This is a genomic window from Caldovatus sediminis (genome assembly GCF_014644455.1).
GTDB lineage: Bacteria > Pseudomonadota > Alphaproteobacteria > Acetobacterales > Acetobacteraceae > Caldovatus > Caldovatus sediminis.
In genome coordinates, this window is the sequence record NZ_BMKS01000006.1 from 62,953 (window position 1) to 86,962 (window position 24,010).

22 protein-coding genes are annotated in these 24,010 nt (G+C 75.5%); 15 read left to right on the top strand and 7 right to left on the bottom strand.

Annotated features, from left to right (window positions below):
• Positions 1-3: 3 nt before the first annotated feature.
• From IEX99_RS11445 to IEX99_RS11465, 5 genes are all read right to left on the bottom strand, one after another.
• Positions 4-3,105, bottom strand: a complete 3,102-nt coding sequence (locus IEX99_RS11445) for an efflux RND transporter permease subunit (protein WP_188900309.1) — start codon at positions 3,103-3,105, stop codon at positions 4-6.
• Positions 3,102-4,403, bottom strand: coding sequence for an efflux RND transporter periplasmic adaptor subunit (locus tag IEX99_RS11450; RefSeq protein ID WP_188900311.1), 1,302 nt, complete (start codon positions 4,401-4,403; stop codon positions 3,102-3,104). Before IEX99_RS11450 ends, IEX99_RS11445 begins: the two co-directional genes overlap by 4 nt.
• A gap of 75 nt (positions 4,404-4,478) precedes the next feature.
• Complete coding sequence (locus IEX99_RS11455; RefSeq protein ID WP_188900313.1) at positions 4,479-5,933, bottom strand: efflux transporter outer membrane subunit; 1,455 nt, start codon at positions 5,931-5,933, stop codon at positions 4,479-4,481.
• Between the two features lie 46 nt (positions 5,934-5,979).
• Positions 5,980-6,786 (bottom strand): shikimate dehydrogenase family protein, encoded by an 807-nt coding sequence (locus tag IEX99_RS11460; RefSeq protein ID WP_188900315.1) that lies wholly within the window; start codon positions 6,784-6,786, stop codon positions 5,980-5,982.
• Positions 6,787-6,794: 8 nt separating this feature from the next.
• A complete protein-coding gene (locus IEX99_RS11465; protein WP_188900318.1) occupies positions 6,795-7,931 on the bottom strand; it encodes an acyl-CoA dehydrogenase family protein in 1,137 nt (378 codons plus the stop codon).
• A 138-nt stretch (positions 7,932-8,069) separates the two neighbouring features.
• On the opposite strand from IEX99_RS11465, the gene IEX99_RS11470 reads away from it, so the two are divergent.
• Entirely contained in the window at positions 8,070-8,780 is a 711-nt protein-coding gene (locus IEX99_RS11470) for a metal-dependent hydrolase (protein WP_188900320.1), read from the top strand.
• 43 nt (positions 8,781-8,823) lie between these two features.
• Here the strand turns inward: IEX99_RS11470 and IEX99_RS11475 are convergent, their stop codons facing one another.
• Positions 8,824-9,375, bottom strand: a complete 552-nt coding sequence (locus IEX99_RS11475; RefSeq protein WP_188900322.1) for a carboxymuconolactone decarboxylase family protein — start codon at positions 9,373-9,375, stop codon at positions 8,824-8,826.
• A gap of 241 nt (positions 9,376-9,616) precedes the next feature.
• Between IEX99_RS11475 and IEX99_RS11480 the strand changes: the two genes are divergently transcribed.
• From IEX99_RS11480 to hisA, 8 genes are all read left to right on the top strand, one after another.
• On the top strand, positions 9,617-10,492 hold the full coding sequence (locus tag IEX99_RS11480) for a hypothetical protein (protein ID WP_188900324.1): 876 nt from the start codon (positions 9,617-9,619) through the stop codon (positions 10,490-10,492).
• Positions 10,489-11,706, top strand: a complete 1,218-nt coding sequence (locus tag IEX99_RS11485) for a CaiB/BaiF CoA transferase family protein (protein WP_188900326.1) — start codon at positions 10,489-10,491, stop codon at positions 11,704-11,706. Before IEX99_RS11480 ends, IEX99_RS11485 begins: the two co-directional genes overlap by 4 nt.
• Before the next feature lie 24 nt (positions 11,707-11,730).
• Positions 11,731-12,609 (top strand): HpcH/HpaI aldolase/citrate lyase family protein, encoded by an 879-nt coding sequence (locus tag IEX99_RS11490; RefSeq protein ID WP_188900328.1) that lies wholly within the window; start codon positions 11,731-11,733, stop codon positions 12,607-12,609.
• Positions 12,610-13,104: 495 nt separating this feature from the next.
• Positions 13,105-13,731 (top strand): imidazoleglycerol-phosphate dehydratase HisB, encoded by a 627-nt coding sequence (gene hisB / locus IEX99_RS11495; RefSeq protein WP_188900330.1) that lies wholly within the window; start codon positions 13,105-13,107, stop codon positions 13,729-13,731.
• Between the two features lie 7 nt (positions 13,732-13,738).
• Positions 13,739-14,125: a DUF2628 domain-containing protein gene (locus IEX99_RS11500; protein WP_188900332.1), complete on the top strand. Its 387-nt coding sequence runs from the start codon at positions 13,739-13,741 to the stop codon at positions 14,123-14,125.
• Between the two features lie 38 nt (positions 14,126-14,163).
• Complete coding sequence (hisH, locus tag IEX99_RS11505) at positions 14,164-14,820, top strand: imidazole glycerol phosphate synthase subunit HisH (RefSeq protein ID WP_188900334.1); 657 nt, start codon at positions 14,164-14,166, stop codon at positions 14,818-14,820.
• Positions 14,817-15,428 carry a GNAT family N-acetyltransferase gene (locus IEX99_RS11510; RefSeq protein ID WP_188900336.1) on the top strand — a complete coding sequence of 204 codons (612 nt, stop codon included), beginning with the start codon at positions 14,817-14,819 and terminating at the stop codon, positions 15,426-15,428. Before hisH ends, IEX99_RS11510 begins: the two co-directional genes overlap by 4 nt.
• On the top strand, positions 15,425-16,165 hold the full coding sequence (hisA, locus tag IEX99_RS11515; RefSeq protein ID WP_188900338.1) for a 1-(5-phosphoribosyl)-5-[(5-phosphoribosylamino)methylideneamino]imidazole-4-carboxamide isomerase: 741 nt from the start codon (positions 15,425-15,427) through the stop codon (positions 16,163-16,165). Before IEX99_RS11510 ends, hisA begins: the two co-directional genes overlap by 4 nt.
• Before the next feature lie 65 nt (positions 16,166-16,230).
• On the opposite strand, the gene IEX99_RS11520 is transcribed toward hisA, so the two are convergent.
• Positions 16,231-17,508, bottom strand: coding sequence for an MFS transporter (locus tag IEX99_RS11520; RefSeq protein WP_229677967.1), 1,278 nt, complete (start codon positions 17,506-17,508; stop codon positions 16,231-16,233).
• 220 nt (positions 17,509-17,728) lie between these two features.
• Between IEX99_RS11520 and IEX99_RS11525 the strand changes: the two genes are divergently transcribed.
• The 6 genes from IEX99_RS11525 (at position 17,729) to purH (ending at position 24,001) form a co-directional block, all read left to right on the top strand.
• Positions 17,729-18,199, top strand: coding sequence for an Lrp/AsnC family transcriptional regulator (locus IEX99_RS11525; protein ID WP_229677968.1), 471 nt, complete (start codon positions 17,729-17,731; stop codon positions 18,197-18,199).
• 302 nt (positions 18,200-18,501) lie between these two features.
• Positions 18,502-19,194, top strand: coding sequence for a ribulose-phosphate 3-epimerase (gene rpe, locus IEX99_RS11530; RefSeq protein WP_188900342.1), 693 nt, complete (start codon positions 18,502-18,504; stop codon positions 19,192-19,194).
• The gene (locus IEX99_RS11535; protein ID WP_188900344.1) at positions 19,194-20,861 is read left to right on the top strand and encodes a heparinase II/III family protein; all 1,668 of its coding nucleotides are present in this window, start codon (positions 19,194-19,196) and stop codon (positions 20,859-20,861) included. The genes rpe and IEX99_RS11535 overlap by 1 nt, the downstream gene beginning before the upstream one ends.
• A gap of 16 nt (positions 20,862-20,877) precedes the next feature.
• Positions 20,878-21,990, top strand: coding sequence for a glycosyltransferase family 4 protein (locus IEX99_RS11540; RefSeq protein ID WP_188900346.1), 1,113 nt, complete (start codon positions 20,878-20,880; stop codon positions 21,988-21,990).
• 170 nt (positions 21,991-22,160) lie between these two features.
• Positions 22,161-22,343 carry a hypothetical protein gene (locus IEX99_RS11545; RefSeq protein ID WP_188900347.1) on the top strand — a complete coding sequence of 61 codons (183 nt, stop codon included), beginning with the start codon at positions 22,161-22,163 and terminating at the stop codon, positions 22,341-22,343.
• A gap of 80 nt (positions 22,344-22,423) precedes the next feature.
• The gene (gene purH, locus IEX99_RS11550; RefSeq protein WP_188900349.1) at positions 22,424-24,001 is read left to right on the top strand and encodes a bifunctional phosphoribosylaminoimidazolecarboxamide formyltransferase/IMP cyclohydrolase; all 1,578 of its coding nucleotides are present in this window, start codon (positions 22,424-22,426) and stop codon (positions 23,999-24,001) included.
• The last annotated feature ends 9 nt before the right edge of the window (positions 24,002-24,010 follow it).

Below are 24,010 nucleotides of genomic sequence, written 5' to 3' on the forward strand. Positions count from 1 at the left end.
CCGCTATTCCGCCGGCGCGACCGCGCCGCGGCCGCCGCCCGCCAGGGCCTCGCGCAACCGCTCCAGCGCGAGGTAGATCGCCGGCGTCGTGTAGAGCGTGATCACCTGCGAGAGCAGCAGCCCGCCGATCACCGACACGCCGAGCGGGATGCGCAGCTCCGACCCCGCCCCGTGCGCCAGCACCAGCGGCACCGCGCCGAGAAGCGCGGCCATGGTCGTCATCATGATCGGCCGAAACCGCTTGATCGCCGCCTCGACGATCGCCGCGCGCGGCGTGAGGCCGCCATCGCGCTGCGCCTCGAGCGCGAAGTCGATCATGATGATCGCGTTTTTTTTCACGATCCCCATCAGCAGTACGATGCCGATCAGCGCGACCACGGACAGGTCGAGCCCGAACAGCCCGAGCGCGAGCAGCGCGCCGATGCCGGCCGAAGGGAGCGTGGAGAGGATGGTGACGGGGTGGAGTACGCTCTCGTAGAGCATGCCGAGCACGATGTAGATCACCACCACCGCCGCGAGGATCAGCCATGGCTGCCCGGCGAGCGCGCGCTGGAACTCCGCGGCGTCGCCGGCGAAGCTCCCGGTCGTCGTTTCGGGCATGCCGAGCTCGGCCTCGGCCGCGCGGATCGCCGCCACCGCCTGGCCGAGTGAGACGCCCGGCGCGACGTCGAAGCCGAGCGTCACTGCCGGGAACTGCGCCTGCCGCGTCACCGTCAGCGGCCCCGCCGCGCGGCCGATGCGCGCGATCTCGGCGAGCGGCACCTGCGCCGCGCCGCCCTGGGCAGGGACGCGGAGCTGGCCGAGCAGCGCCGGGTCGTCGCGCAGCGTCGGCGTCGCCTCCAGCACCACGCGGTACTGGTTCGCCTGGCCGTAGATGGTCGAGATCTGGCGCTGGCCGAAGGCACTGTAGAGCACGTCGTCCACCGCCTGCATGGTCACGCCGAGGCGGCCGGCGCGGTCGCGGTCCACCTCGACGACGATGCGCAGGCCGCCGTCGCGCTGGTCGGAGGCGACGTCGCGCAGCTCCGGCAGCGCAGCGAGCCGCGCCCGCAGCCGCGGCGCGAAGTCGGCGAGCGTCGCCGGGTCGGGGTCCATCAGCGTGTACTGGTAGGGCGCGCTGCCGGCCCGCGCGCCGATCGTGATGTCCTGCACCGGCTGGAGGTGCACGACCACCCCCGGGATGGCGTCGAGCACCGGCTGGAGCCGCCGGATCACCGCGCGGACGTCCTCCGCGCGCTCGTCGCGCGGGCGCAGCACGGCGGTGATCCGGCCGGTGTTGGGCGCCAGGTTCACCGTCCCCGCGCCCACCACCGAGGCGGTCGCCGCGACCGCCGGATCGGCGCGGATCGCGTCCGCCACCTCGCGCTGCAGCGCTGCCATGCGGGCGAAGGAGGCGTCCTGCGGCCCCTCGGCGGTCGCGACGATCAGCCCGGTGTCCTGCACCGGCAGGAAGCCCTTCGGCATCGCGACGTAGAGCCACACCGTGATGCCGAGGGTCAGCGCGGCGAAGGCCAGCGTCAGCCCCTGCCGCCGGAGCGTCCACGCCAGGCTGCGGCCGTAGGCGTCGCGCAGCGCGTCCAGGGCGCGCCCCGTCGCGCGCGCGATCCGCCCCGGCCTCTCCTCCTCCGCCGGGCGCAGCATCCGGCCGCACATCATCGGCGTCAGGGTCAGCGAGACCGCCATGGAGACGATGACGGCGATCGAGAGCGTCATCGCGAACTCCTGGAACAGCCGCCCCACCACGCCCGGCATGAACAGCAGCGGGATGAACACCGCGACCAGCGAGACGGTGAGCGAGACGATGGTGAAGCCGATCTGCCGCGCGCCGTCGAAGGCGGCCTCCCGCGGCTTCTTCCCCTCCTCGATCAGCCGGACGATGTTCTCGATCATCACGATCGCGTCGTCCACGACGAAGCCGGTCGCGATGGTCAGCGCCATCAGCGAGAGGTTGTTCAGGGAGTAGCCGGCGAGCGCCATCACCCCGAAGGTGCCGAGGATCGAGAGCGGCAGGGCGAGGCCCGGGATCAGCGTCGCCCGCAGGCTGCGCAGGAACAGGTAGATCACCGTCACCACCAGCCCGACCGCGAGCGCGAGGGTGATCTGCACCTCCCGCACGCTGGCGCGTATCGTCTCGGTCCGGTCGGCGACGACGGACAGGTTCGCGCCCGGCGGCAGCGCGCGCTCCAGCTCGCGGAGCTGCGCGCGCACGCGCGCCACCGTGTCGACGATGTTGGCGCCGGGCTGGCGCTGCACGTCGATCAGCACCGCGGGCCGCCCCTCGTACCAGGCGCCGTTCACCGTGTTCTCCAGGTCCTCGACCGCGGTCCCGACGTCGCGCAGCCGCACCGGCGCGTCGTTGCGCCAGGCGACGATCAGGTCGCGGAAGTCCGCGGCCGAGCGGATCTGGTCGTTGGCCATGATCGTCGAGGCCTGCCGCGGCCCGTCCAGGCTGCCCTTCGGCGTCGCCACGTTCGCCGCGGCGACCGCCTGCCGCACCTCCTCGAGCGACAGGCCGTAGCCGGCGAGCCGCGTCGGGTCCACCTGCAGCCGCACCGCCGGGCGCATGCTGCCCTGGACCAGCACGCGCCCAACCCCGCTCACCTGAGCCAGGCGCTGCGCCAGCAGCGTATCCGCCGCGTCGCTCAGGCGGTGGACCGGCAGCGTCTCCGAGGTCAGCGCCAGCGTGATGATCGGCGGGTCGGCCGGGTTCACCTTGGAGTAGGTCGGCGGATAGGGCAGGCCGGCCGGCAGGGTGCCGCGCGCTGCGCTGATCGCCGCCTGCACGTCCTGCGCCGCGTCGTCGATGTTCCGGTGCAGCGCGAACTGCAGCGTGATCCGGCTGATCCCGGGCCCGCTGACCGAGATCACGTCGTTCAGCCCGGGGATCTGCGCGAGCTGCCGCTCGAGCGAGGCGGTGACCAGCACCGCGACCGTCTCCGGCGAGGCGCCGGGGAGCTGCGTCGTCACCTCGATGGTCGGGAAGTCCACCTCCGGCAGGGACGAGACCGGCAGGCGCAGATAGCCGAGCAGCCCCGCGAGCAGCACCGCGATCGCGAGCAGGCTGGTCGCGATCGGCCGGCGGATGAAGGGCGCGGAGACGTTCACGGCGAGGGCGCGGCGGGCAGCGGCGCGGCGTCCGCCGCCTGGCGCGGGCGGCCGCGGCGCGGCGGCGGCGCCTCCTCGCCCGGATGCGGCGGGTCCTCGGCGGCGACGCTGACGCGCGCGCCGTCGTGCAGGCGCAGCGCGCCCGAGGTCACCACGCGCTCGCCGGGCCGCAGGCCGCGCCGCACCACCGCGATCTGCTCCGTCTGCACGCCGAGCGCCAGGGGGCGCTGTTCCACCGACGCCCCGTCGGGCCTCAGGACGAAGGCGTAGGGTCCGTCCGGTCCGCGCTGCACCGCCACCAGCGGCACGGTGGTCACGCCGTCCAGCGTGTCCAGGCGCAGCCTGACGGAGACGAAGGTGCCGGGCCATAGCCGCCCGTCCTCGTTGGGGAATTCGGCCTTCAGCCGGATCGTCCCGGTCGCCGGGTCGACCTGGTTGTCGAGCGTCAGCAGCACGCCTTCCGCGACCGTCCCCCCGCCGGCCTGCATCCGCGCCGCCACGCGCACCGGGCCGCGGTCCATCGCCTCCAGCACCCGCCCGATCTCCTGCTGCGGCAGCGTGAAGACGACGTTGATCGGACGGAGCCGCGCGACGTTGACGATGCCCGTTGCGTCGCCCGCCCGCACCAGGTTGCCCGGGTCCACCAGCCGGATCCCCACGCGGCCGTCGATCGGCGAGCGGATCTCGGTGAAGGAGAGCTGGGTCCGCGCGTGGTCGATCGCCGCCCGGGCGGCCACGATCTGCGCCTCGAGCTGCGCCACCAGCGCGCGCTGCGTGTCCTGCTGCTGGCGCGAGACGCCGTCGTTGCGGGCGAGCCGCGTGTAGCGCTCGAGGTCGAGCCGCGCATTCTCGAGCTGCGCCTCGTCCTGGGCCTTCTTCGCCAGCGCCTGGTCGAGCGCCGCCTGGTAGATCCGGGGGTCGATCCGCGCCAGGACCTCGCCCTGGCGCACCTCCTGCCCCTCGCGGAACAGGACCTCGAGGAGCTGGCCGTCCACCTGCGCCCGGACCGTGACGCTGGCCGAGGCCTGCACCGTGCCGAGCGCGTCGAGCATGATCGGGACGTCCTGGCGGGCCGCCGCCGCAACCGTGACGGGCACGGCGGGCCCGGCGCCGCCGCCCGGCGCGCCGCGGCGCGCGCCGCCGCCGGCCACGGCGCCGCGGCCGGCCGCCGGGGCGCCGGGAACGACGGCCGCCGCCTCGGCGCCCGCGTTGCGCTGCTGCAGCAATCGCCAGCCGCCGTAGCCGGCGCCGGACAGCCCGAGCAGGGCGAGCGCGATCAGGACGAAGCGGCGCGGCATGGAAGGCTTCAGCGGCTCCTCTCGACGACGCGGACCTCGGCCCGCGCCCGGGCGGCGCGAGGCGGCCGCCCGGGTTCATCTGGGGACTGTCTGTCCCGATCCCCACCCCCCGCCCAGCGCGCGGAACAGGCCGACCGCCGCCTGCAGCCGCGCCAATCGGGCCTGGACCAGCAGGTTGCGCGCCGTGAATAGGCTCTGCTGGGTCAGGAGCAAAGTAACCAAGTCTATCGTTCCGGCGCGCAGCTGCTCCTCGGCGATCGCGTTCGCCCGCTCCGCGGTCGCCACCGCCGCGGCCTGCAGGCGCTCCTGCTCGGTGGTCAGGCGCAGCGCGGCGAGGGCGTTCTCGGTGTCCACCAGCGCGTCCACGATGGCGCGGCGGTAGAGCGCGAGCAGCTCCTCCTGCCGCGCCCGTTCCGCCGCCACCTGGGCGCGCAGCGCGCCGCCGCGGAAGATCGGCTCGGTCAGCCCGGCGGCGAGGCTGAAGATCTGCGATTCGGGCCGCAGCAGCGCCTCCAGCGCCAGGCTCTGGAAGCCCCCCGAGGCGGTCAGGCGGATGCTCGGGAACAGCGCCGCGCGGGCCACCACGACGCTGGCCTGCTGCGACGCCAGCGCCGCCTCCGCGGCCAGCACGTCCGGCCGGCGGATCAGCAGCTCCGACGGTAGGCCGGGCGACACCGGCGGCACCCGGAGGCGACTGAAGACCCCGCCCCGGACCTCGATCGCCTGCGGCACGCGTCCGGTCAGCAGGCCGAGGGCGTTGCGGCCCTGCTCCACCTGCAGGAGGAAGCCCGGGATCTGGGCGCGCTGCTGCGCGACCACCTGCTCCTGCTGCGCCACCTCAAGCCCGGTCGCCGTGCCGGCCGCCAGCCGGTCGCGGAGGATGCCGAGCACCCGCGTGGCGGCGTCGAGGTTCGCCCGCTGGATCGCCACCTGCTCCTGCGCCGCGAGCAGCGCGAAGTAGGTGTTCGCCACCGCCGCCTGGGTCGCCAGCGCCACCGTCCCGAGGTCGAAGCGGCGCGCCACGGCCGCCAGCTCGGCGGATTCCAGCGCGGCGCGGTTGCGGCCCCAGAAGTCGATCTCGTAGCTGGCGGCGAGACCGAGATCCACCGCCGAGCCGACCCGGCGCCGCGCCACCGCGCCCGACGCGGGCGATTGCGACCGCACCGCCGCGGCCGAGGCGTCCACGGCGGGCAGCAGCGCGCCGCCCACCACGCGGGCCAGCGCGTCGGCCTCGCGAATCCGGGCGGTGGCGGCGGCCAGGTCGAAATTCTGCGCCATCGCCGCGGCCACCAGGCCGTCGAGCTCCGGCGCGCCGAAGCCGCGCCACCAGTCCGGCTCCGGCCAGCGCGCCGGCTCCGCCGGGTCCTCCGCCGCGCGCAGCCGTGCGGGCAGGGCGATGCCCGTGGTGACCGGATCGGGCCGCAGCAGGTCGCAGCCCGCCGCGAGCGGCGCCAGCAGAAGGAGCAGCGCGACGGGCGCCGGGGCCGCGCGCGGCGGCGCGCGCTCCCGGGAGACGCGGGGAGGGGGCATCGGACCGTTCCGCAAGGAACCACGCCGCGGCGCCGACGGGAAGCGCTCAGAGGCGCGCGGCGCCGATCAGGTAGTCCGTCAGCAGCGCCGCCTGGGCCTCGAACATCGCGACGCCGGTGGCGGCGGGGCAGCCCCGCGCCCGCGCCGCGGCGATCAGCGGCGTCGCCTCGGGCGCGGTCACGACGTCGCCGACCGCCGCGTCCGGCCCGATGCGGTCGAGGCGCAGCGGCGGCGGGTCCGCCGCGCGCATCCCGAGGGGCGTGGCGTTGGCGAGCAGGGTGAACCCCGCCGGGTCGTCCCCGCCCGCGGAGACGGGCACGTCCGGCCACGCCGCCCGCAGGCGCGCGATCAGCGCGTCGCGGCGCGCCGGGTCGGCGTCGTGGACGGCGAGCGCGGCGACGCCGCTCGCCAGCAGCTCCGCCCCGATCGCCGAGCCCGCGCCGCCGGCGCCGACGAGCAGCGCCCGCCGCCCGGCGGGCTCGCCCCCCGCCTGGCGCAGCGCGGCGACGAAGCCGGCGCCGTCGAGCATCTCGCCGGCCCAGCGCCCGTCCGCCTCGCGCCGCAGCACGTTGACCGCGCCGAGCAGGCGCGCCCGCCCGGACAGCCGGTCGCAGTGCCGCGCCGCGGCGAATTTGTGCGGCACGGTGACGACGATGCCGTCGAGGTTGCGCAGCCGCTTCGCCGCGGCGACGAAGGCGTCGAAGTCCCCGGCCGCGACATGGCCCGGCACGACGACGCCGTTGTGGCCGCGCGCCGCCATCCGCCGCGTCAGCCCGGCCGGCGACTTCACCTGCGCGATCGGGTCGCCGAGGATCAGGCAGAGCCGCGTCGCGCCGTCGAGGTGGCCGAGCATCCCGCCCCTCAGCCCAGCAGCGCGCGCGCGATCTGGATGCGCTGCATCTCCGACGTGCCCTCGCCGATGCGGAAGCCGCGCGCGTCGCGCCACAGCCGCTCGACCGGCAGGTCGCACGTGAAGCCGGCGCCGCCGAAGACCTGCAGCACGCGGTCGGTGACGCGCCCCGCCATCTCGCTCGCGTAGAGCTTCGCGCGCGAGGCGGCGACGCGGAAGCCCGGATCGCCGGCGTCGCCGAGCCGCGCCGCCTTCTCCGTCAGCAGCCGCGCCGCCTCCAGCTCCACGTCGCTGTCGGCCAGCGCGAACTGGATCGCCTGGTGCTCCGCGAGCGGCCGGCCGAAGGTCCGCCGCGCGCGCACCCAGGGCAGCGCGAGGTCGAGCGCCGCCCGCGCGATGCCGAGGCAGCGGCCGGCGACCATCACGCGGTCGGCGTTCACCGTCGCCATGATCGTCTCGAAGCCGCGCCCCGGCTCGCCCAGCACATGCGTGTCCGGCACGAAGCAGTCGTCGAGCGTGAAGGCCGAGAGGTGGTAGCCCCGCCAGCCGAGCTTGCGGAACCGCCGCGTGATCGCGAGCCCGGGCGCGCCGCGCGGCACGACCAGCGTGGTGAAGCGCCGGGTCAGCCTCGCCTCCGGGTCGCTCACCGCGAGGACGAGGATGTGGTCCGCGCTGTCGGCGTGCGAGACGAACTGCTTGCTGCCGCTCACCACCCAGCCGCCCGCGGCCCTGCGCGCGCGGGTGCGCAGGCCGCCGAGGTCGGAGCCGGCGTCGGGCTCGGTCAGCGCGTAGGCGATCGTCGTCTCGGCGCGCATCAGCGGCCCGACCAGCCATTCGCGCTGCGCCGCGTCGGCGAAGCGGAGCGAGCCGGGCAGGCGGCCGAACGCCTCCGCGAGCGGCATGCTGGTGCGCCCGCTCTCCTCGGCGATCACCGTCTGCGCGACCATGGAGAGGCCGGGCCCGCCGAGCTCCGCCGGCAGGTTGTAGCCGTAGAGGCCGAGCGCCATCGCCTCGCGCCTGAGCCGCGCCATCACCGCGGGGTCCACGGCATCGGCCGCGTCCACCTCCGCCTCCAGCGGCGCGAGGTGGCGGGTGACGAAGCCGCGCACGGTGCGGCGCAGCTGGTCGAGCGCCTCCGGGTCCTCCATGCGGGGATCCTAAGGGCCGCCTCCCCGGCGGCGCAATCCGCCGCGAACGCGCGGGCGCGTTCGCCGTTTCCCACTTGACCGTGCCGCCGCGCGGGGGATTCTCCCGCCCGCGACGCATCATCCCCAGGAGCACCAGCGATGAAGATCACCTGGTTCGGCCATTCGGCCTTCCGGCTGGAGTTCGGCTCGTCGGTCGTGATGATCGACCCCTTCCTCACCGGCAACCCGGCCTTCTCCGGCGACCCCAAGGCCGCCGCGGCGGGCGCGACGCACGTCCTCCTCACCCACGGCCACTCGGACCATGTCGGCGATGCCGTCGCCATCTCGAAGCGCACCGGCGCCAAGGTGGTGGCGAACTACGACCTCTGCATGTGGCTCGGCCGGCAGGGCCTCGAGAAGATGGACCCGATGAACACCGGCGGCACCACCGACCAGGGCGAGTTCGCCGTCTCGCTCACCATCGCCTTCCACTCCTCGGGCGTGCTCGAGCAGAACGGCATGTCGCAGCACCTCGGCCTGCCGAACGGCATCGTCGTGACGCCGAAGGCGAAGGGCGAGCCGGTCGTCTACCACATGGGCGACACCGAGATCTTCTCCGACATGGCGCTGATCGGGGAGCTGTACCAGCCGACGGTGGCGATGGTGCCGGTCGGCGACCGCTTCACCATGGGCCCGCGCAGCGCGGCGATGGCGGTGAAGCGCTTCCTGCCGAGCGTCACCACCGCGATCCCCTGCCACTACGCCACCTTCGGCCTGCTGCTGCCCGACGCCTCCGGCTTCGTCGCCGAGATGCAGGGCGCCAGGGCGCGCGTGCTGGTGCCCGAGAAGGGCGCGCCGGTCACGCTCTGACCGCCGCGTCGCGCGCCCCGCGGCGCCGTCGCGGCGGGGCGCGTCAGTCCCTCGGCAGCGGGTACTTCTCCAGATAGGGCATGTACTCGGGCTCGACGTCGATCCGGAGCGTCGCGAGCAGCCGTACCACGGCGCAGTAGAAGCTGATGGTGATGACGAGGTCCACCAGCCGCTCGTTGTCGAAATGCGCGCGCAGCGCCTCGAAGGTCGCCTCGCTGGCGCCGGGGCCGGCGGCGATCTCGCGCGCCGCGCGCAGCACCAGCTTCGCCACCGGCTCCAGCGCCGTCGGCCGGCCGGCGGTGTCGTCGATGATCGCCCGGATGTCGGCGTCGGTGACGCCGAAGTCGTAGCCGATCTTGATGTGGTGCGACCACTCGTAGGGCGAGCGCGCCACCCAGCCGACTTGCAGGATCGCCATTTCGCGCAGCCGCGGGTCGAGCCTGCTCTTGTGCCGGATGTAGTGGCCGAGGACGTGCTGCGCCCGCGCCCCGCCGGGGCTGTGCACCAGGCAGCGGAACAGGTTGATGTTGCGCGCCAGCAGGTCCTGGTCCGACGGCGCCAGGTCCGCCTTGTCGAGATAGGGCAGTCGCGCCATCGCTCGATTCCTCCCGCGATCGGATCGCGCGCGGAGCTTGGGTGGCGGCGGCGCGCCGGGTCAACCCCCGGGCGCGGCCTCGCCGCCCGCCGCGCCCGTGCGGGGAAGGCGCGGCAGCCCGGCCATGCGGGGACACGGCTTGACGCGGCCCGCGCCAGGGCCTGCGATGGGCGCGCACGGGCCGCGTGCGCGCCGCGGCGGCGCGGCCCGCCCGCCATCGCGAGACAGGGATCGGAAGAGCATGGCTGAGCAGGATTTCGACACGGCGATCGCCGCCGTCCAGCGCGAATGGGTCGGCCGCAGGCGCGTCCAGGAGGACGAGATCGGCCTGACCACCGTGCGCCGCGTCGCCGGCATGCTCGACCTCGACCCGGACTCCTTCCAGCTCGGCACGCCGCTGCCGCCGCACTGGTTCACGATCTTCTTCGGCCCGATCTTCCGCCAGTCCGACATCGGCCCGGACGGCCACGCCCGGCCCGGCGTCGTCCTGCCGCCGATCCCGCTGCCGCGGCGCATGGGCGCGGGCCGGCGCGTGCGCATCATGGGCCGCCTGCGCGCCGGCGAACCCGCGCGGCAGACCACCGAGGTCGTCGCGATCACGCCGAAGAAGGCGCGCACCGGCCAGATCGCCATCCTCACCCTGCGCCAGACCGTCGAGGCGCGCGGCCAGACCATCGCCGTGGACGAGTTCGACGCGATCTACCGCGAGGCCGTCCCCCCCGGCCAGAAGGGCCCCGCGGCGACGCCGACCCCGGCGCCGACCGACGCCGCCTGGTCGGACGAGATCGTGCTCACCAACCCGCTGATCTTCCGCTACTCCGCGATCACCTGGAACGCGCACCGCATCCACTACGACGCCGACTACACGCGCAACGTCGAGGGCTACCCGAACGTCGTGCACAACGGCGGCCTGACGATGCACCTGATCCTCGACGCCGCGCTGAAGCGCGCGCCCGGGGAGCTCACCGGCTACACGGCGCGGCTCGTCCATCCGCTCTTCGCCGGCGAGACCCTGGTCATGGCCGGCCACGCGGCGCGCGAGGGGAAGATGAGCGTCTGGGGCGCCAACAAGGCCGGCGCCCTCTGCGCCCAGCTGGAGCTGGAGTTCGCGAAGTGACCGGAGGCCCGCTGGAGGGTGTGCGCGTCGTGGATCTGACGACCGTCGTCGTCGGCCCGGTCGCCTCGCGCACCCTCGCCGACCAGGGGGCGGAGGTGATCAAGGTGGAGGCGCCGGAGGGGGACATCCTCCGCCACCTCGCCCATGGCAGCCGCACGCCGGGCATGTCCGGCAAGTTCATGAACTTCAACCGCAACAAGCGCGGCGTCTGCCTGAACCTCAAGCACCCGGACGGGCTCGCCGCGATGAAGCGGCTGCTCGCGCGCGCCGACGTCTTCGTCAGCAACGTCCGCCCGCCGGCGCTCGCGCGGCTCGGCCTCGACCACGCCTCCCTGTCGCGGGAGAACCCGCGGCTGATCGTCTGCAACATCGTCGCCTTCGGCCGCGGCGGGCGCTACTACAACCGCCCGGCCTACGACCCGATCATCCAGAGCCTCTCCGGCGTCGCCGGCACCTTCGAGCGCGCGATCGGCGAGCCGCGCTTCGTGCCGATGGTGATGACCGACCACGTCACCGGCCTGATCGCCGCGCAGTGCATCGGCTTCGCCCTCTACCGCCGCGAGCGCACCGGCGTCGGCGAGGCGATCGAGGTGCCGATGTTCGAGAACATGGCGGGCTTCGTCGCCTCCGAGCACCTCGGCGCCGCCACCTTCGACCCGCCCTGCGGCCCCTCCGGCGACGGCCGGCTGCTGAGCCCGGACTACCGGCCGCTGCCGACGAAGGACGGCTACATCACCGTCGCGCCGAACAACAACGCGCAGGCCTTCGCCTTCTTCGACGCCATCGGCCGGCCGGAGCTGAAGACCGATCCGCGCTTCTCCACCGCCGCGGCGCGCACCGCGCATCCGGAGGAGTACTTCAAGGTCCGCACCGAGGGCCTCGCCCGGAAGACCACCGCCGAGTGGCTGGAGATCTTCGCCGCGCTCGACGTGCCCGCCGCGCGCTACAACACCATTGACGACCTGCTCACCGACCCGCACCTCGCCGACGTCGGCTTCTTCTTCCCCGAGGAGCACCCGACCGAGGGCCGCATCCGCCGCACCCGCGTCGCCAACCGCTTCTCCGGCGGCATGCGCGAGGACACGCTCCCCGCGCCGCGCCTCGGCCAGCACACGCGCGAGGTGCTGGCGGAGCTGGGCTACGGCGCCGCGGAGATCGCCCGCATGGTGGAGACCGGCGCCGCCGTTGACCGCCACCGGACCGAGACCGTCTGAGACATCCCCGGAGCCCCGACCCCGATGACCCGACGCGCCCCGCTCCCCACCTGGCGCTCGCTGCTCTTCGTCCCCGCCACCGCCGAGCGCTTCGTCGCCAAGGCCCACACCCGCGGCGCGGACGCGATCATCCTCGACCTCGAGGACTCGATCCCGCCGGCGGAGAAGGAGGCGGCGCGCGCCGCCCTCGCCGGCGCCGCGCGCATTGTCGGCCAGGCGGGCGCGGACGTGGTGGTGCGCATCAACCGCCCGCTCGAGCTCGCCGTGCCCGACATCGCCGCGGCGGTGATGCCGCAGGTCGCCGCGCTGATGCTGCCCAAGGTCATGGGGCCGGAGCACGTGCGCCTGCTCTCCGAGGTGGTCGCGGCGCGCGAGGCCGCGCTCGGCATGCCCATCGGCCACACGCGCTTCCTCGCGCTGGTCGAGACGCCGGCGGCGCTGCCGCACCTCAACGCCATCGCCGCGGCCGACCCGCGCATGGTCGCGCTCGGCGCCGGCGGCGAGGACATGGCGACCGAGCTCGAGAGCCAGCCGACGCCGGATGCGATGTACGTCTTCGCCATGCTCGCGGTCGCCGCCGCCCGTGCCGCCGGCATCCTGCCGATGGGCGTGCTCGGCCCCTTCGCCGACTTCAGGGACCTGGAGGCCTACCGCGCCGGGCTGCGGCGCTCCCGCGCCCTCGGCTTCGCCTGCGCCGCCTGCATCCACCCGGTGCACGTGCCGATCATCAACGAGGAATACGGCGTCAAGCCCGAGGAGCTGGAGCGCGCGAAGCGCCTCGTCGCCACCTTCGAGGACGCGGTCGCGCGCGGCCTCGGCGCCGTCGCCTTCGAGGGGGCGATGATCGACCTGCCGATCGTCGAGCGCGCGCGCCGCCTCATCGCGCGCGCCCGTCCGGGCTGAGCGCGGCGCCGGCCGTGCCGCTCGGCCGCGCGGCATGGTCCTGTCCGCGGCGGTCGAGCGCGACGTCCACCGGCTGGCCGTTGCGCATCGCCCGTCCGCGCCGGATGCCCCGCCCGTCCGGCCGCAGGCCGGTGAGAGGGGCGCAGCCGGTCTCCTCGATGCGGCTGCGGGCCTGGCCCTCGCTGAGGCGGTTCGCGTCGGGCCGGGCGGCGGCGCCTGCCCGGGCGCCGCGCCCCCGGTTCGCACCCGGGGCTCGTGGGCATCGTCGGGGCGCATCGGGACGGGACCGGGGGGCCGGACCTGCGCCCGCGCCGCCGGGCGTGCCGAGCCGAGGGCGTCGCATCGTCGGGGATCTCCTTGCCGGCCCGGAGTCGCGGCGGCCCGGCGGCCGCGATCCCGCCCCTGACGGCCGGGCCGGCGCGGCGTTGCCGTTGCGCGGGCGGTCGGTTCCTCGGCGCGCTTCCCACCCGCCCCCCGCGGGCGTAAACCCGCCCCATGGACGCCTCCCCGCCCGCCCCGACCGCCGCGCGCCGCCGCGCGGAGCTCCACCGGGCCACCGCCGAGACCGACATCCGGATCACCCTCGACCTCGACGGCTCGGGCACGGCCGAGGTCGCGACCGGCATCGGCTTCCTCGACCACATGCTGACCGCGCTCGCCCGCCACGCCCTGTTCGACCTCACGGTGCAGGCGCGCGGCGACCTGCACATCGATTTCCACCACACCACGGAGGACGTCGGCATCGTCCTCGGCCAGTGCCTGCGCCGCGCGCTCGGCGAGCGCCGCGGCGTCCGGCGCTTCGGCCACGCGGTGGTGCCGATGGACGAGGCGCTGGCGGAATGCGCGGTGGACCTCTCCGGCCGCCCCTTCCTCGCCTGGTCGGTGCCCTTCGCCCGCGACAAGGTCGGGGAGATGGACACCGAGCTGTTCGAGGAGTTCTTCCGCGCCCTCGCCTTCAATGCGGGCCTCACCCTCCACCTCGCCCTGAAGGCGGGCGGCAACGCCCACCACGTCGCGGAGGCGTGCTTCAAGGCCGCGGCGCGCGCGCTGCGCGCCGCCTGCGAGCCCGATCCGCGCGCCGCGGGCGCGATTCCCTCGACGAAGGGCATGCTGGAGGGCTGACCCGGCCATGCGCGTCTGGACCGTCCACGCCCCGCCGGAGGCCGCCCCCGCGCGCCGCCCCCGGGCGCCGGTCCTGCTGCGCGAGGCGTTCTCCTGGACCGCCTTCCTCTTCGGCGCCCTCTGGTTCCTCTGGCACCGGATGTGGCTGGTCCTGCTGATCTACCTCGCGGTCGCGGCGCTGATCGCAGCGCTGCTGCCGGAACGCGTCGCGCCCTACGCCGCCTTCGCGCTGCAGCTCCTCGTCGGCTTCCACGCGCGCGACCTGCGCCGCTGGACGCTGGAGCGGCGCGGCTGGCGCCTCGCCGCGATCGTCGCCGCGCGCGACGAGGACGCCGCCTGGGCGCGCCTGCTGGCGGAGCGCCCCGACCTCGCCCGGGCCGCCGCCCGCGCATGACCGGCCGCCGCCGTGCCGCCTCCGGGAGTCCCCCGCCCATGAAGGTCGCCGTCATCGATCCCGGCTCGGGCAACCTCGCCTCGGTCCGCCGCGCGCTCGAGCGCGTCGCGCGCGAGGCGGAGCGGGAGGTGCGGGTCGGCGTCACCACCGACCCGGCCGACCTCCGCGCCGCCGACCGCATCATCCTGCCCGGCCAGGGCGCCTTCGCCGCCTGCCGCCGCGGGCTCGACGCCCTGCCCGGCATGGTCGAGGCGCTGGAGGCGCGGGTGCGCGGCCAGGGCGTGCCCTTCCTCGGCATCTGCGTCGGCATGCAGCTCCTCGCCGAGCGCGGGCTGGAGCACGGCGTCACCTTCGGCCTCGGCTGGATCCCCGGCACGGTCGAGGTCATGGACCCGCGCGGGCCCGACGGCGCGCCGCTGCCCCTGCCGCAGATGGGCTGGAACGCGCTCGACTTCGCGCCCGGGCTCGACCACCCGCTGCTCGACGGGATCGCGCCGGGCGACCACGCCTATTTCGTGCACTCCTACGCCTTCCGGGCGCTCGATCCGGAGGACGTGCTGGCGACCACCGACTACGGCGGCCCGGTTGCGGCGATCGTCGGGCGCGCCAACTACGTCGGCACGCAATTCCATGTCGAGAAGAGCCAGGCCGTCGGCCTGCGCTTCCTCGCCAACTTCCTGCGATGGGAACCATGAGCAGCGGCACCGCCGATCCGCAGGCCCCCGCGCACGGGGGGCACATCCTCGAGGTCGAGCGCTGCGAGCGGCAGCTCACCGACGCCGAGCTCGCCGAGCTGTGCGAGGCGACCGACGCCGCGATCATCGAGGGCGGCGGCTTCGGCTGGATCGAGCCGCAGGGCCGCGCCGCGCTCGAGCGCCACTTCCGCGGCGTGCTGCTGGTGCCGGAGCGCGAGCTGTTCATCGCCCGCCTCGACGGCCACGTGGTCGGCTCCGCCCAGCTCGTCCGCCCGCCGCGCAACAACGAGGCGCAGGCCTTCGCCGCCCAGCTCACCCACGCCTACATCGCCCCCTACGCGCGCGGCCACGGCCTGGCGCGCCTGATGGTGCGGCGGGTGGAGGAGCGGGCGGCGGCGCTCGGCCACCGCGTGCTCAACCTCGACGTGCGCGAGACGCAGACCACGGCGATCGCGCTGTTCGAGTCGCTCGGCTATGTCCGCTGGGGCACGCACCCGGCCTATGCGCGGGTGCGCGGCCAGACGGTGGCCGGGCACTACTACTACAAGCTGATCGAGCCGTCGCGCGGCCGGCGCAGCAACCACGCCCGGCCCTGGGCGCCGCAATGACGCTCACCCTCTATCCGGCGATCGACCTCAAGGCCGGCGCGGTGGTGCGGCTGCGGCGCGGCGAGATGGCCGAGGCCACGGTCTATTCCGCCGATCCCGCCGCGCAGGCGCGCGCCTTCCTCGCCGCCGGCTTCGCCTGGCTGCACGTGGTGGACCTCGACGGCGCCTTCGCCGGGCGGCCGGCCAACGCCGCGGCGGTGGAGGCGATCCTCGCCGCGGTCGGGCCTGCGCTCCGCGTGCAGCTCGGCGGCGGCATCCGCGACATGGCGACGGTCGAGGCCTGGCTCGGGCGCGGCGTGCGGCGGGTGATCCTCGGCTCCGCCGCGGTCAAGGACCCCGCCTTCGCCCGCGCCGCCTGCCGCGCCTTCCCCGGCCGCGTCGCGCTCGGCATCGACGCCCGCGACGGCCGCGTCGCGACCGAGGGCTGGGCGGAGACCTCCACCGTCACCGCCCGCGAGCTGGCGCTGCGCTTCGAGGACGCCGGCGCCGCGGCGATCATCTACACCGACATCGAGCGCGACGGCATGCTGGGCGGCCTCAACCTCGAGGCCACGGTGGCGCTGGCGCGCGCGGTGCGGACGCCGGTGATCGCCTCGGGCGGCGTCGCCTCGCTCGACGACCTCGCCGCGCTCAAGGCGGTGGCGCATGAGGGCATCGAGGGCGTGATCGTCGGCCGCGCCCTCTACGACGGGCGGATCGACCCCGCCGCCGCCCTCGCCCTGCTCGCCGCGCCGTAGCGGGGGGGCCGGCCCCCTGCCGGCCGGTCGGGGACGGCGACGGTCCGCGCCCCCGCCGGCCCGCATCACGCGAAGGCTGGCCGCCCGCGCCGCGACTGCCGCAGCACCAGCCAGGCGGCGATCGCGATCGTCACCAGGTTCCACAGCAGCCCGTTAGCGATCGCCGCGTCATACGACCCGGTCGCGTCGAAGATCGCCCCCGACAGCCACCCGCCGAGCGCCATCCCCGCCAGCGTCGCAGACATGACCAGCCCGATCCGCGTCCCCGCCTCGCGCGCCGGGAACAGGGTCCGGGTAATCATCGCGTAGCTCGGGATGATGCCGCCCTGGAACAGCCCGAACAGCGCGGAGATCACGTAGAGCGAGACCAGCCCGTCGAACGGCAGGAACAGCGCCAGCGCCGCCGCCTGCAGCGTCGCGCCGAGCAGCAGCGTCGCCGCCCCGCCGATCCGGTCCATGATCCAGCCGGAGGCGAGCCGGCTGACGACGCCGAAGCCGAGCATCAGCGCCAGCATCTCCGCCCCGCGCGCCGCGCCGTAGCCGAGGTCCACGCAGTAGGCGACGATGTGCACCTGCGGCATGGACATCGCCACGCAGCAGGAGACGCCGGCGAGCATCAGCATCCCCTGCAGGACGTTCGGACGGATGCCGGCCGCCTCGCGCGTCGGATCCAGCCGCGCCTCGGCGCCGGACGGCGCGGCGGGCGCCGGATGCGCCGCCGGCACCGGCCGGCGCAGCGCCAGCGCCAGCGGCAGCATGGTCGCCAGGCAGAACAGCCCAACGCCGAGATGCGTCTGCCGCCACCCCGCGGTGTCCACGAAATGCTGCAGCACCGGCGGCCAGAACGCCCCCGCGACGTAGTTCCCGCTGGCGCAGAGCGCGACCGCCATGCCGCGCCGCCGCGTGAACCAGTGCGAGACGTCCGCGATCAGGGGCCCGAACACCGCCGAGGTGCCGAGCAGGCCGATCAGCAGGCCGTAGATGGCCGCGAAGGCGGTCAGGCTCTCCGCCTGCGCGACCAGCACGTAGCCGAGGCCGAGCGAGAGCGCGCCGAGGATCACCGGGACGAGGACGCCGAACCGGTCGGCGAGGCGCCCCATCAGGATGCCCCCGAAGACCAGTCCGAGGGCGACGAGGGTGTAGGGCAGCGAGGCGCCGGCGCGTGCCACGCCGAACTCCGCCTGCACCGCGGGCAGCACCACCACCATGGACCACATGCCGACGCCGCCGATGGCGCCGAGCGCCATCGCCGCCGCAAGGCGCCACCAGGCATAGGCGGACTCGATGCCGCCGCCGTCGCGCGCTTCCCCTCGTGGCGCTGCGGAGCCGGCATGGCTGGGCAAGGGCTGCGCTCCTCGGTCTCGCGTTGCAGAGATGCCCGCTGAGCGGAGCCATCCGCGGGGGAGGCTATGGGTCGGCGCCGGCACGGGCAACGCCCCGCTCCGCCGCGCCGGCCGGGCGGCGCCCGAAGGCCGGAGAATTCCGATCTTCCCGACAGCGGAAATCTCGCCAGGAAGAGAACGGCATGCTACGCAGGACGCCGATTCACACGGAACCTCGCCCGTGGCCGCACAGGCCGAACTGGACCGCACCGATCGCGCGATCTTGCGCCTGCTCCAGCAGGACGCCTCCCGCTCGCTCGCCGAGATCGCGGCCGAGGTCGGGCTCACCCCGACGCCCTGCTGGAAGCGCATCCGCCGCATGGAGCAGGCGGGCATCATCACCGGCCGGGTCGCGCTGGTGGACCCGGCGCGGGTCGGCCTGCCGATCTCGGTCTTCGTCGCGCTCGAGACGGGCGACCACTCCGCCGCCTGGATCGCCCGCTTCGCCGAGGCGGTCGAACGCATGCCCGAGGTCGTCGAGTGCTGGCGCCTCGGCGGCGACGTGGACTACCTGCTGCGCGTCGTGGTCCCGGACATGGCGGCCTTCGACGCCTTCTACCGCCGCCTGACGGCGGAGGTGCCCTCGCTGCGCAAGGTCACCTCCCGCTTCGCCATGGAGCGGGTGAAGGCGACCACCGCGCTGCCGATCTAGGCACCGGGCGTGGCGGCCGCGCCGCCTCCGCGCGCGAGGCCGTCCACGATCGGGCCGCCGGCATGCCGCAGGGGACCCGCCGCCGTGACCGCACCCGTGTCAACAGGCCCGCCGCCGGCGCCGCCGCGGCGGAGCGCCTGCCGGCCGAGGCATCCCCCGCCGCGCCCGGCCATCCCCGGCACGCGCGCTGACGCGCCGGGGCGGCAGGCATCGGCCCGCCGTCCCCGGCGGCAGGACCGGAGCCGGGAATTTGCACCACCACCACGGTTGTCCGGCCCCGGCCGTTGCGGCAGAACCGTGACGTGGCCCGCCCCGCCGTCCGCATCGCCCCCTCGCTCCTCGCCGCCGACTTCGCCCGCCTCGGCGAGGAGGCGCGCGCCGCCGCCGCCGCCGGGGCGGACTGGCTGCACCTCGACATCATGGACGGCCATTTCGTCCCCAACATCAGCTTCGGCCCGGTGGTGGTGAAGGCGCTGCGCCGCCACGTCGCCATTCCCTTCGACGTGCACCTGATGATCGCCCCGGCCGACCCCTACCTCGCCGCCTTCGCCGAGGCCGGGGCCGACCTGATCTCGGTGCATCCCGAGGCCGGGCCGCATCTCCACCGCACCCTCCAGACCATCCGGGGCCTGGGCAAGCGGGCGGGCGTCGTCCTCAATCCCGCGACGCCGGTGCAGGCGGTGGAGCACGTGCTCGACCTCGCCGACCTGGTCCTGGTGATGACGGTGAACCCCGGCTTCGGCGGCCAGTCCTTCCTCGAGAGCCAGCTCCCGAAGATCGCCGCGCTGCGGCGCATGATCGAGGCGACCGGGCGCGCGATCGCGCTCGAGGTGGATGGCGGCGTCACGGCGGAGACCGCGCCGCGCTGCATCGCCGCCGGCGCCGACGTGCTGGTCGCCGGCACCGCGGTGTTCGGCGCGTCCGACTACGCCGCGGCGATCGCCGCGCTCCGGGGAGGCGCAGCGCCGCCGCGCCGCGCGGGAGAGGCGCCCTGATGGAAGGCCTGTTCCGCTCCGCCCGCCGCCGCCTCGCCCAGCTCCGCCCGATTCGCGTGCCGGAGGCGCCGGCGCGCGCCTTCCGCGACCTCTGGCCCGGCGACGCCGCGCGCGGCGCCCGCCTGTTGCGCGGCGAGTTCGAGGTGGCCGGCACCGCCCGCCGCCTCGCCCCGGCGGAGGACGGGGGCGCCGGCGGTGGCGGCTGGGACGCGCGCGGCGGGCCGCCGTACTGGCGCGCCGCGGCCCACGCCTTCGCCTGGCTGCGCGACCTGCGCGCCCTCGGCACCGATCCCGCCCGCCTGCGCGCCCGGGCGCTCACCGCCGATTGGCTCGCCCGCGGCGCACAGGAGCGGATTGCCGGGGCGCCCGAGGTCGCCGGCGCGCGGATCTCCGCCTGGCTCGGGCACTGGGAGTTCCTCGCGGCGACCGCGGAGGACGGCTTCCGCCGGCAGCTCATGCAGCGCCTGGCCCAGGACGCCCGCGACATCGTCGCGGCGCTGCCGGCCGAGGCGGAGCACCGCGGCGCGCTGGTCGCGCTGAAGGGCGCGATGGCGGCCGCCGTCGCGCTCGAGGAGGAGCCCTGGCTCGCCCGCTGCGTGCGCTTCCTCCCGGCCGAGCTGGAGCGCCAGTTCCTCGCCGACGGCGGCCATGTGGAGCGCTCGCCGGGCCAGCAGCTGCTCGCCCTGCAGGACCTGGTCGAGATCCGCAACCTGCTGCACGGCGCGGGCGCGGAGGCGCCGCCGCATCTTGGCGCGGCGCTCGATCGCGCGGCGCCGGCGCTGCGGCTGTTCCGCCATGGCGACGGCGGCCTCGCGCTGTTCAACGGCACGCGCGAGGAGGGCTCCTCGCTGCTCGACGTGGTGCTGTCGCAGGCCCAGGCGCGCGGCCGCGCGCCCGCGGCGCTGCCGGAGACCGGCTTCCACCGTCTCCAGGCCGGGCGGACGCTGGTGATCGTGGAGTGCGGCACGCCGCCGCCGGGGCGCGCCGCCGCGGCGCTCGCGCCGGACGCGCTGCCGCGCGGCGCGGACCGATTCGCCCATGCCGGCACGCTCTCCTTCGAGATGTCGGTCGGGCGCGACCGGCTGGTGGTGAATTGCGGCGCCGCGCCGAGCGCCGATCCGGCCTGGCGCGACGCGCTGCGCGCCACCGCCGCGCACTCGACCCTGGTGCTCGCCGACACCAACAGCGCCGAGCTGCGCGAGGAGGGCCTCGGCCGCCGCCCGGAGCGGGTCGAGGTCGAGCGGCACGAGGCGAACGGCGCGCAGTGGCTGGAGGCGAGCCACGACGGCTGGCGCCGCCCCTTCGCCGCGATCCACCGCCGGCGCCTCTACCTCAGCGAATCCGGCGACGACCTGCGCGGCGAGGATGTGGTGGAGGCGGCCGATCCGCCGGCCTTCGCGCTGCGCTTCCACCTGCACCCGGCGGTGGTGGCGGGCCCGCAGCAGGACCCGAGCGCGGTGCTGCTGCGCCTGCCCAGCGGCGCCGGCTGGCGCTTCCGCGCGAAGGGCGGCCGCGTGGCGCTGGAGGAGAGCCTCTACCTCGCCGGCGAGCCGCGGCGCACCACCCAGCTGGTGGTGCACGCCGAGGCGGGGGTGGGCGCGGTGCAGTGGGCGATCTCGCGCGTCAGCCTGCCGGCGCCCGGCGGCGGCGCGCCGGGCGAGGGGTAGGCGCGGCCCGTCCCGCGTGAAGATCGCCCAGGTCACCAACGTGGACTTCTCGCTGCGGCACTTCCTGCTGCCGCTGATGCGCGGCGCGCGCGCGCGCGGGCACGAGGTGGTGGGGATCTGCGCCGAGGGTCCGCTGCTCGACCTGCCGAGGCGGGAGGGCTTCCGCATCCTGCCGGTGCCGATGGCGCGCAGCCTGAGCCCGCTCGCCCAGGCCCGCGCCTTCGCCGCGCTCCTCGCCGCCTTCCGCGCCGAGCGCTTCGACCTCGTGCACGCCCACATGCCGATCTCCGGCCTGCTCGCCCGTGCCGCGGCGCGGGCCGCCGGCGTGCCGCGCATCGCCTACACCGGCCACGGCTTCCTGTTCAACCAGCCGGGCCCCTGGTGGCGCCGCGCGCTCTCGCTGCGCCTCGAGCGCCTCGGCGGCCGGATCACCGACGTCTTCCTCACCGTCTCGGAGGAGGAGGCGGCGGACGCGCGCCGCCTCGGCATCCACCCGCGCGCCGTCGCGGTGCGCAACGGCCGCGATCCCGCCGTCTTCCGCCCCGACCCGGCGGCGCGCGCGGCGCTGCGCGCGGAACTCGGCGCGCGCGAGGGGGACTGCGTCGTCATCGCCGTCTCGCGCCTGGTCCGCCACAAGGGCCATCCGGAGCTCCTGCGGGCGATGGAGAGCGCGCCGCCCAACGCCGTGCTCTGGGTGGTCGGCGAGCGCCTGCCCTCCGACCACGGCGAGGACCTGGAGCCGCACTTCGCCCGCGCCGCCGCCGCGCTCGGGCCGCGCCTCAAGCGCCTCGGCTACCGGCACGACGTCGCGCGCCTGCTCGCCGCGGCGGATGTCTTCGCCCTGCCGAGCCATTTCGAGGGCCTGCCCATGTCGGTCATCGAGGCGATGCTCACCGGGCTCCCCGTCGTCGCTACCGACATCCGCGGCCCGCGCGAGCAGGTGGTGCAGGGCGAGACCGGCCTCCTCGTCCCGCCCGCCGCGGTCGCGCCGCTGGCCGAGGCGATCGCGCGCCTCGCCGCCGACCCCGCATTGCGCGCGCGGATGGGCGCGGCCGGCCGGGCGCGCGCGCTGGAGCGCTTCACCGAGGCCGCGGTGGTCGCGCGCACCCTCGACCTGCTCGGGCTGTAGCCCCCACCGCGCGGGCGGGGCGGCCCCGCTCCGGGAGGCTGCGCTCTCCTCCTCTTGAACCGGCCCCGGCCGGCTTCCTACCTGGGGTTCCGTGGCCGGCCGGGACCGCACCTTCCGGTCGCGGCCGGCCGTCGTGCCCGCAAGCGATCCTGACCCGACCGTTTACGGCCATGACGACGAGACCGACCACCAGAACCACCCGATCCGCCCCGCTGCGAGGCCGGATCTCCCTCCTGCCCGATTCCCCGATCGTCGCCGATACGCTCTCGATGCTCGCCCGCACCGCGGCGATCGGCCTCGTCCTGCTCGCGCTGCTGCTCGGCCTCGACCTCGCCGGCGCGCCGCCGCGCTGAGGGGGCGCCGGCCATGCCCGGTTGAAGCGGTGCCGGGGCGGGGCTAGAGCACGCGCCCACGCCTCGCCCGGGTGCCCGCCATGACCGATCTCGTTCCCGTCCGCCGCGCGCTGCTCTCCGTCTCCGACAAGACCGGGCTCGTGGAGTTCGGCCGCTTCCTCGCCGCGCAGGGGGCGGAGATCCTCTCCACCGGCGGCACCGCCCGCGCGCTGCGCGAGGCGGGCGTGCCGGTGAAGGACGTCTCCGAGCACACCGGCTTCCCGGAGATCCTCGACGGGCGGGTCAAGACCCTGGTGCCGCAGGTGCATGGCGGCCTGCTCGGCCGGCGCGACCTGCCCGAGCACCGCGCGCAGATGCGGGCGCACGGGATCGCGCCGATCGACCTCGTCGCGGTCAACCTCTACCCCTTCGAGGCGACGGTCGCGCGGGGCGCCGGCTTCGAGGACTGCATCGAGAACATCGACATCGGCGGCCCGGCGATGATCCGCAGCGCCGCGAAGAACCACGCCCACGTCGCCGTCCTCACCGAGCCCGCGCAGTTCGACGCCGTGCGCGCCGAGATCGAGGCCCGGGGCGGCACCACCCTCGCGCTGCGACGCCGGCTCGCCGCCGCGGCCTATGCGCGCACCGCGGCCTACGACGCGGCGATCGCCGCCTGGTTCGCGCGGCAGGAGGGCGAGGCGTTCCCGCCGCGCCTCGTCCTCGCCGGCGCGCTGCGCCAGACGCTGCGCTACGGCGAGAACCCGCACCAGCGCGCCGCCTTCTACACGGACGGCACGGACCGCCCCGGCATCGCGACGGCGGTGCAGGTGCAGGGCAAGGAGCTCTCCTACAACAACCTCAACGACACCGACGCCGCCTTCGAGTGCGTCGCCGAGTTCGACCGGCCGGCGATCGTCATCGTCAAGCACGCCAATCCCTGCGGCGTCGCGGTCGCGGACGACCTCGCCGCCGCCTGGGACCTGGCGCTGCGCTGCGATCCCGTCTCCGCCTTCGGCGGCATCGTCGCCGCGAACCGGCCCCTCGACGCCGCGGCCGCCGAGCGGATCGCGGCGATCTTCACCGAGGTCGTCGTCGCCCCCGACGCCGACGAGGCCGCCCGGGCGGTGTTCGCGGGCAGGAAGAACCTGCGCCTGCTGCTGACCGGCGGCCTGCCCGACCCGGCCGCGCCGGGCATCGCCGTCCGCAGCGTCGCCGGCGGCTTCCTCGCCCAGTCGCGCGACGCGGGGCGCGTGACGGAGGCCGACCTCAAGGTGGTGACGAAGCGCGCGCCGACCGCGGCCGAGATGGCGGACCTGCTCTTCGCCTTCCGCGTCTGCAAGCACGTCAAGTCGAACGCCATCGTCTACGCCAGGGGCGGGGCCACGGTCGGCATCGGTGCCGGACAGATGAGCCGCGTGGATTCCGCGCGCATCGCCGCGTGGAAGGCCGAGGAGGCGGCGAAGGCCGCCGGCCTCGCCGAGCCGCTGACGCGGGGCTCCGTGGTCGCCTCCGACGCCTTCTTCCCCTTCGCCGACGGGCTGCTGGCCGCGGCCGCGGCGGGCGCGACGGCGGTGATCCAGCCCGGCGGCTCGATCCGCGACGCCGAGGTGATCGAGGCGGCGGACAAGGCGGGGCTCGCCATGGTGTTCACCGGGATGCGACATTTCCGGCACTGAGCGCGGGGG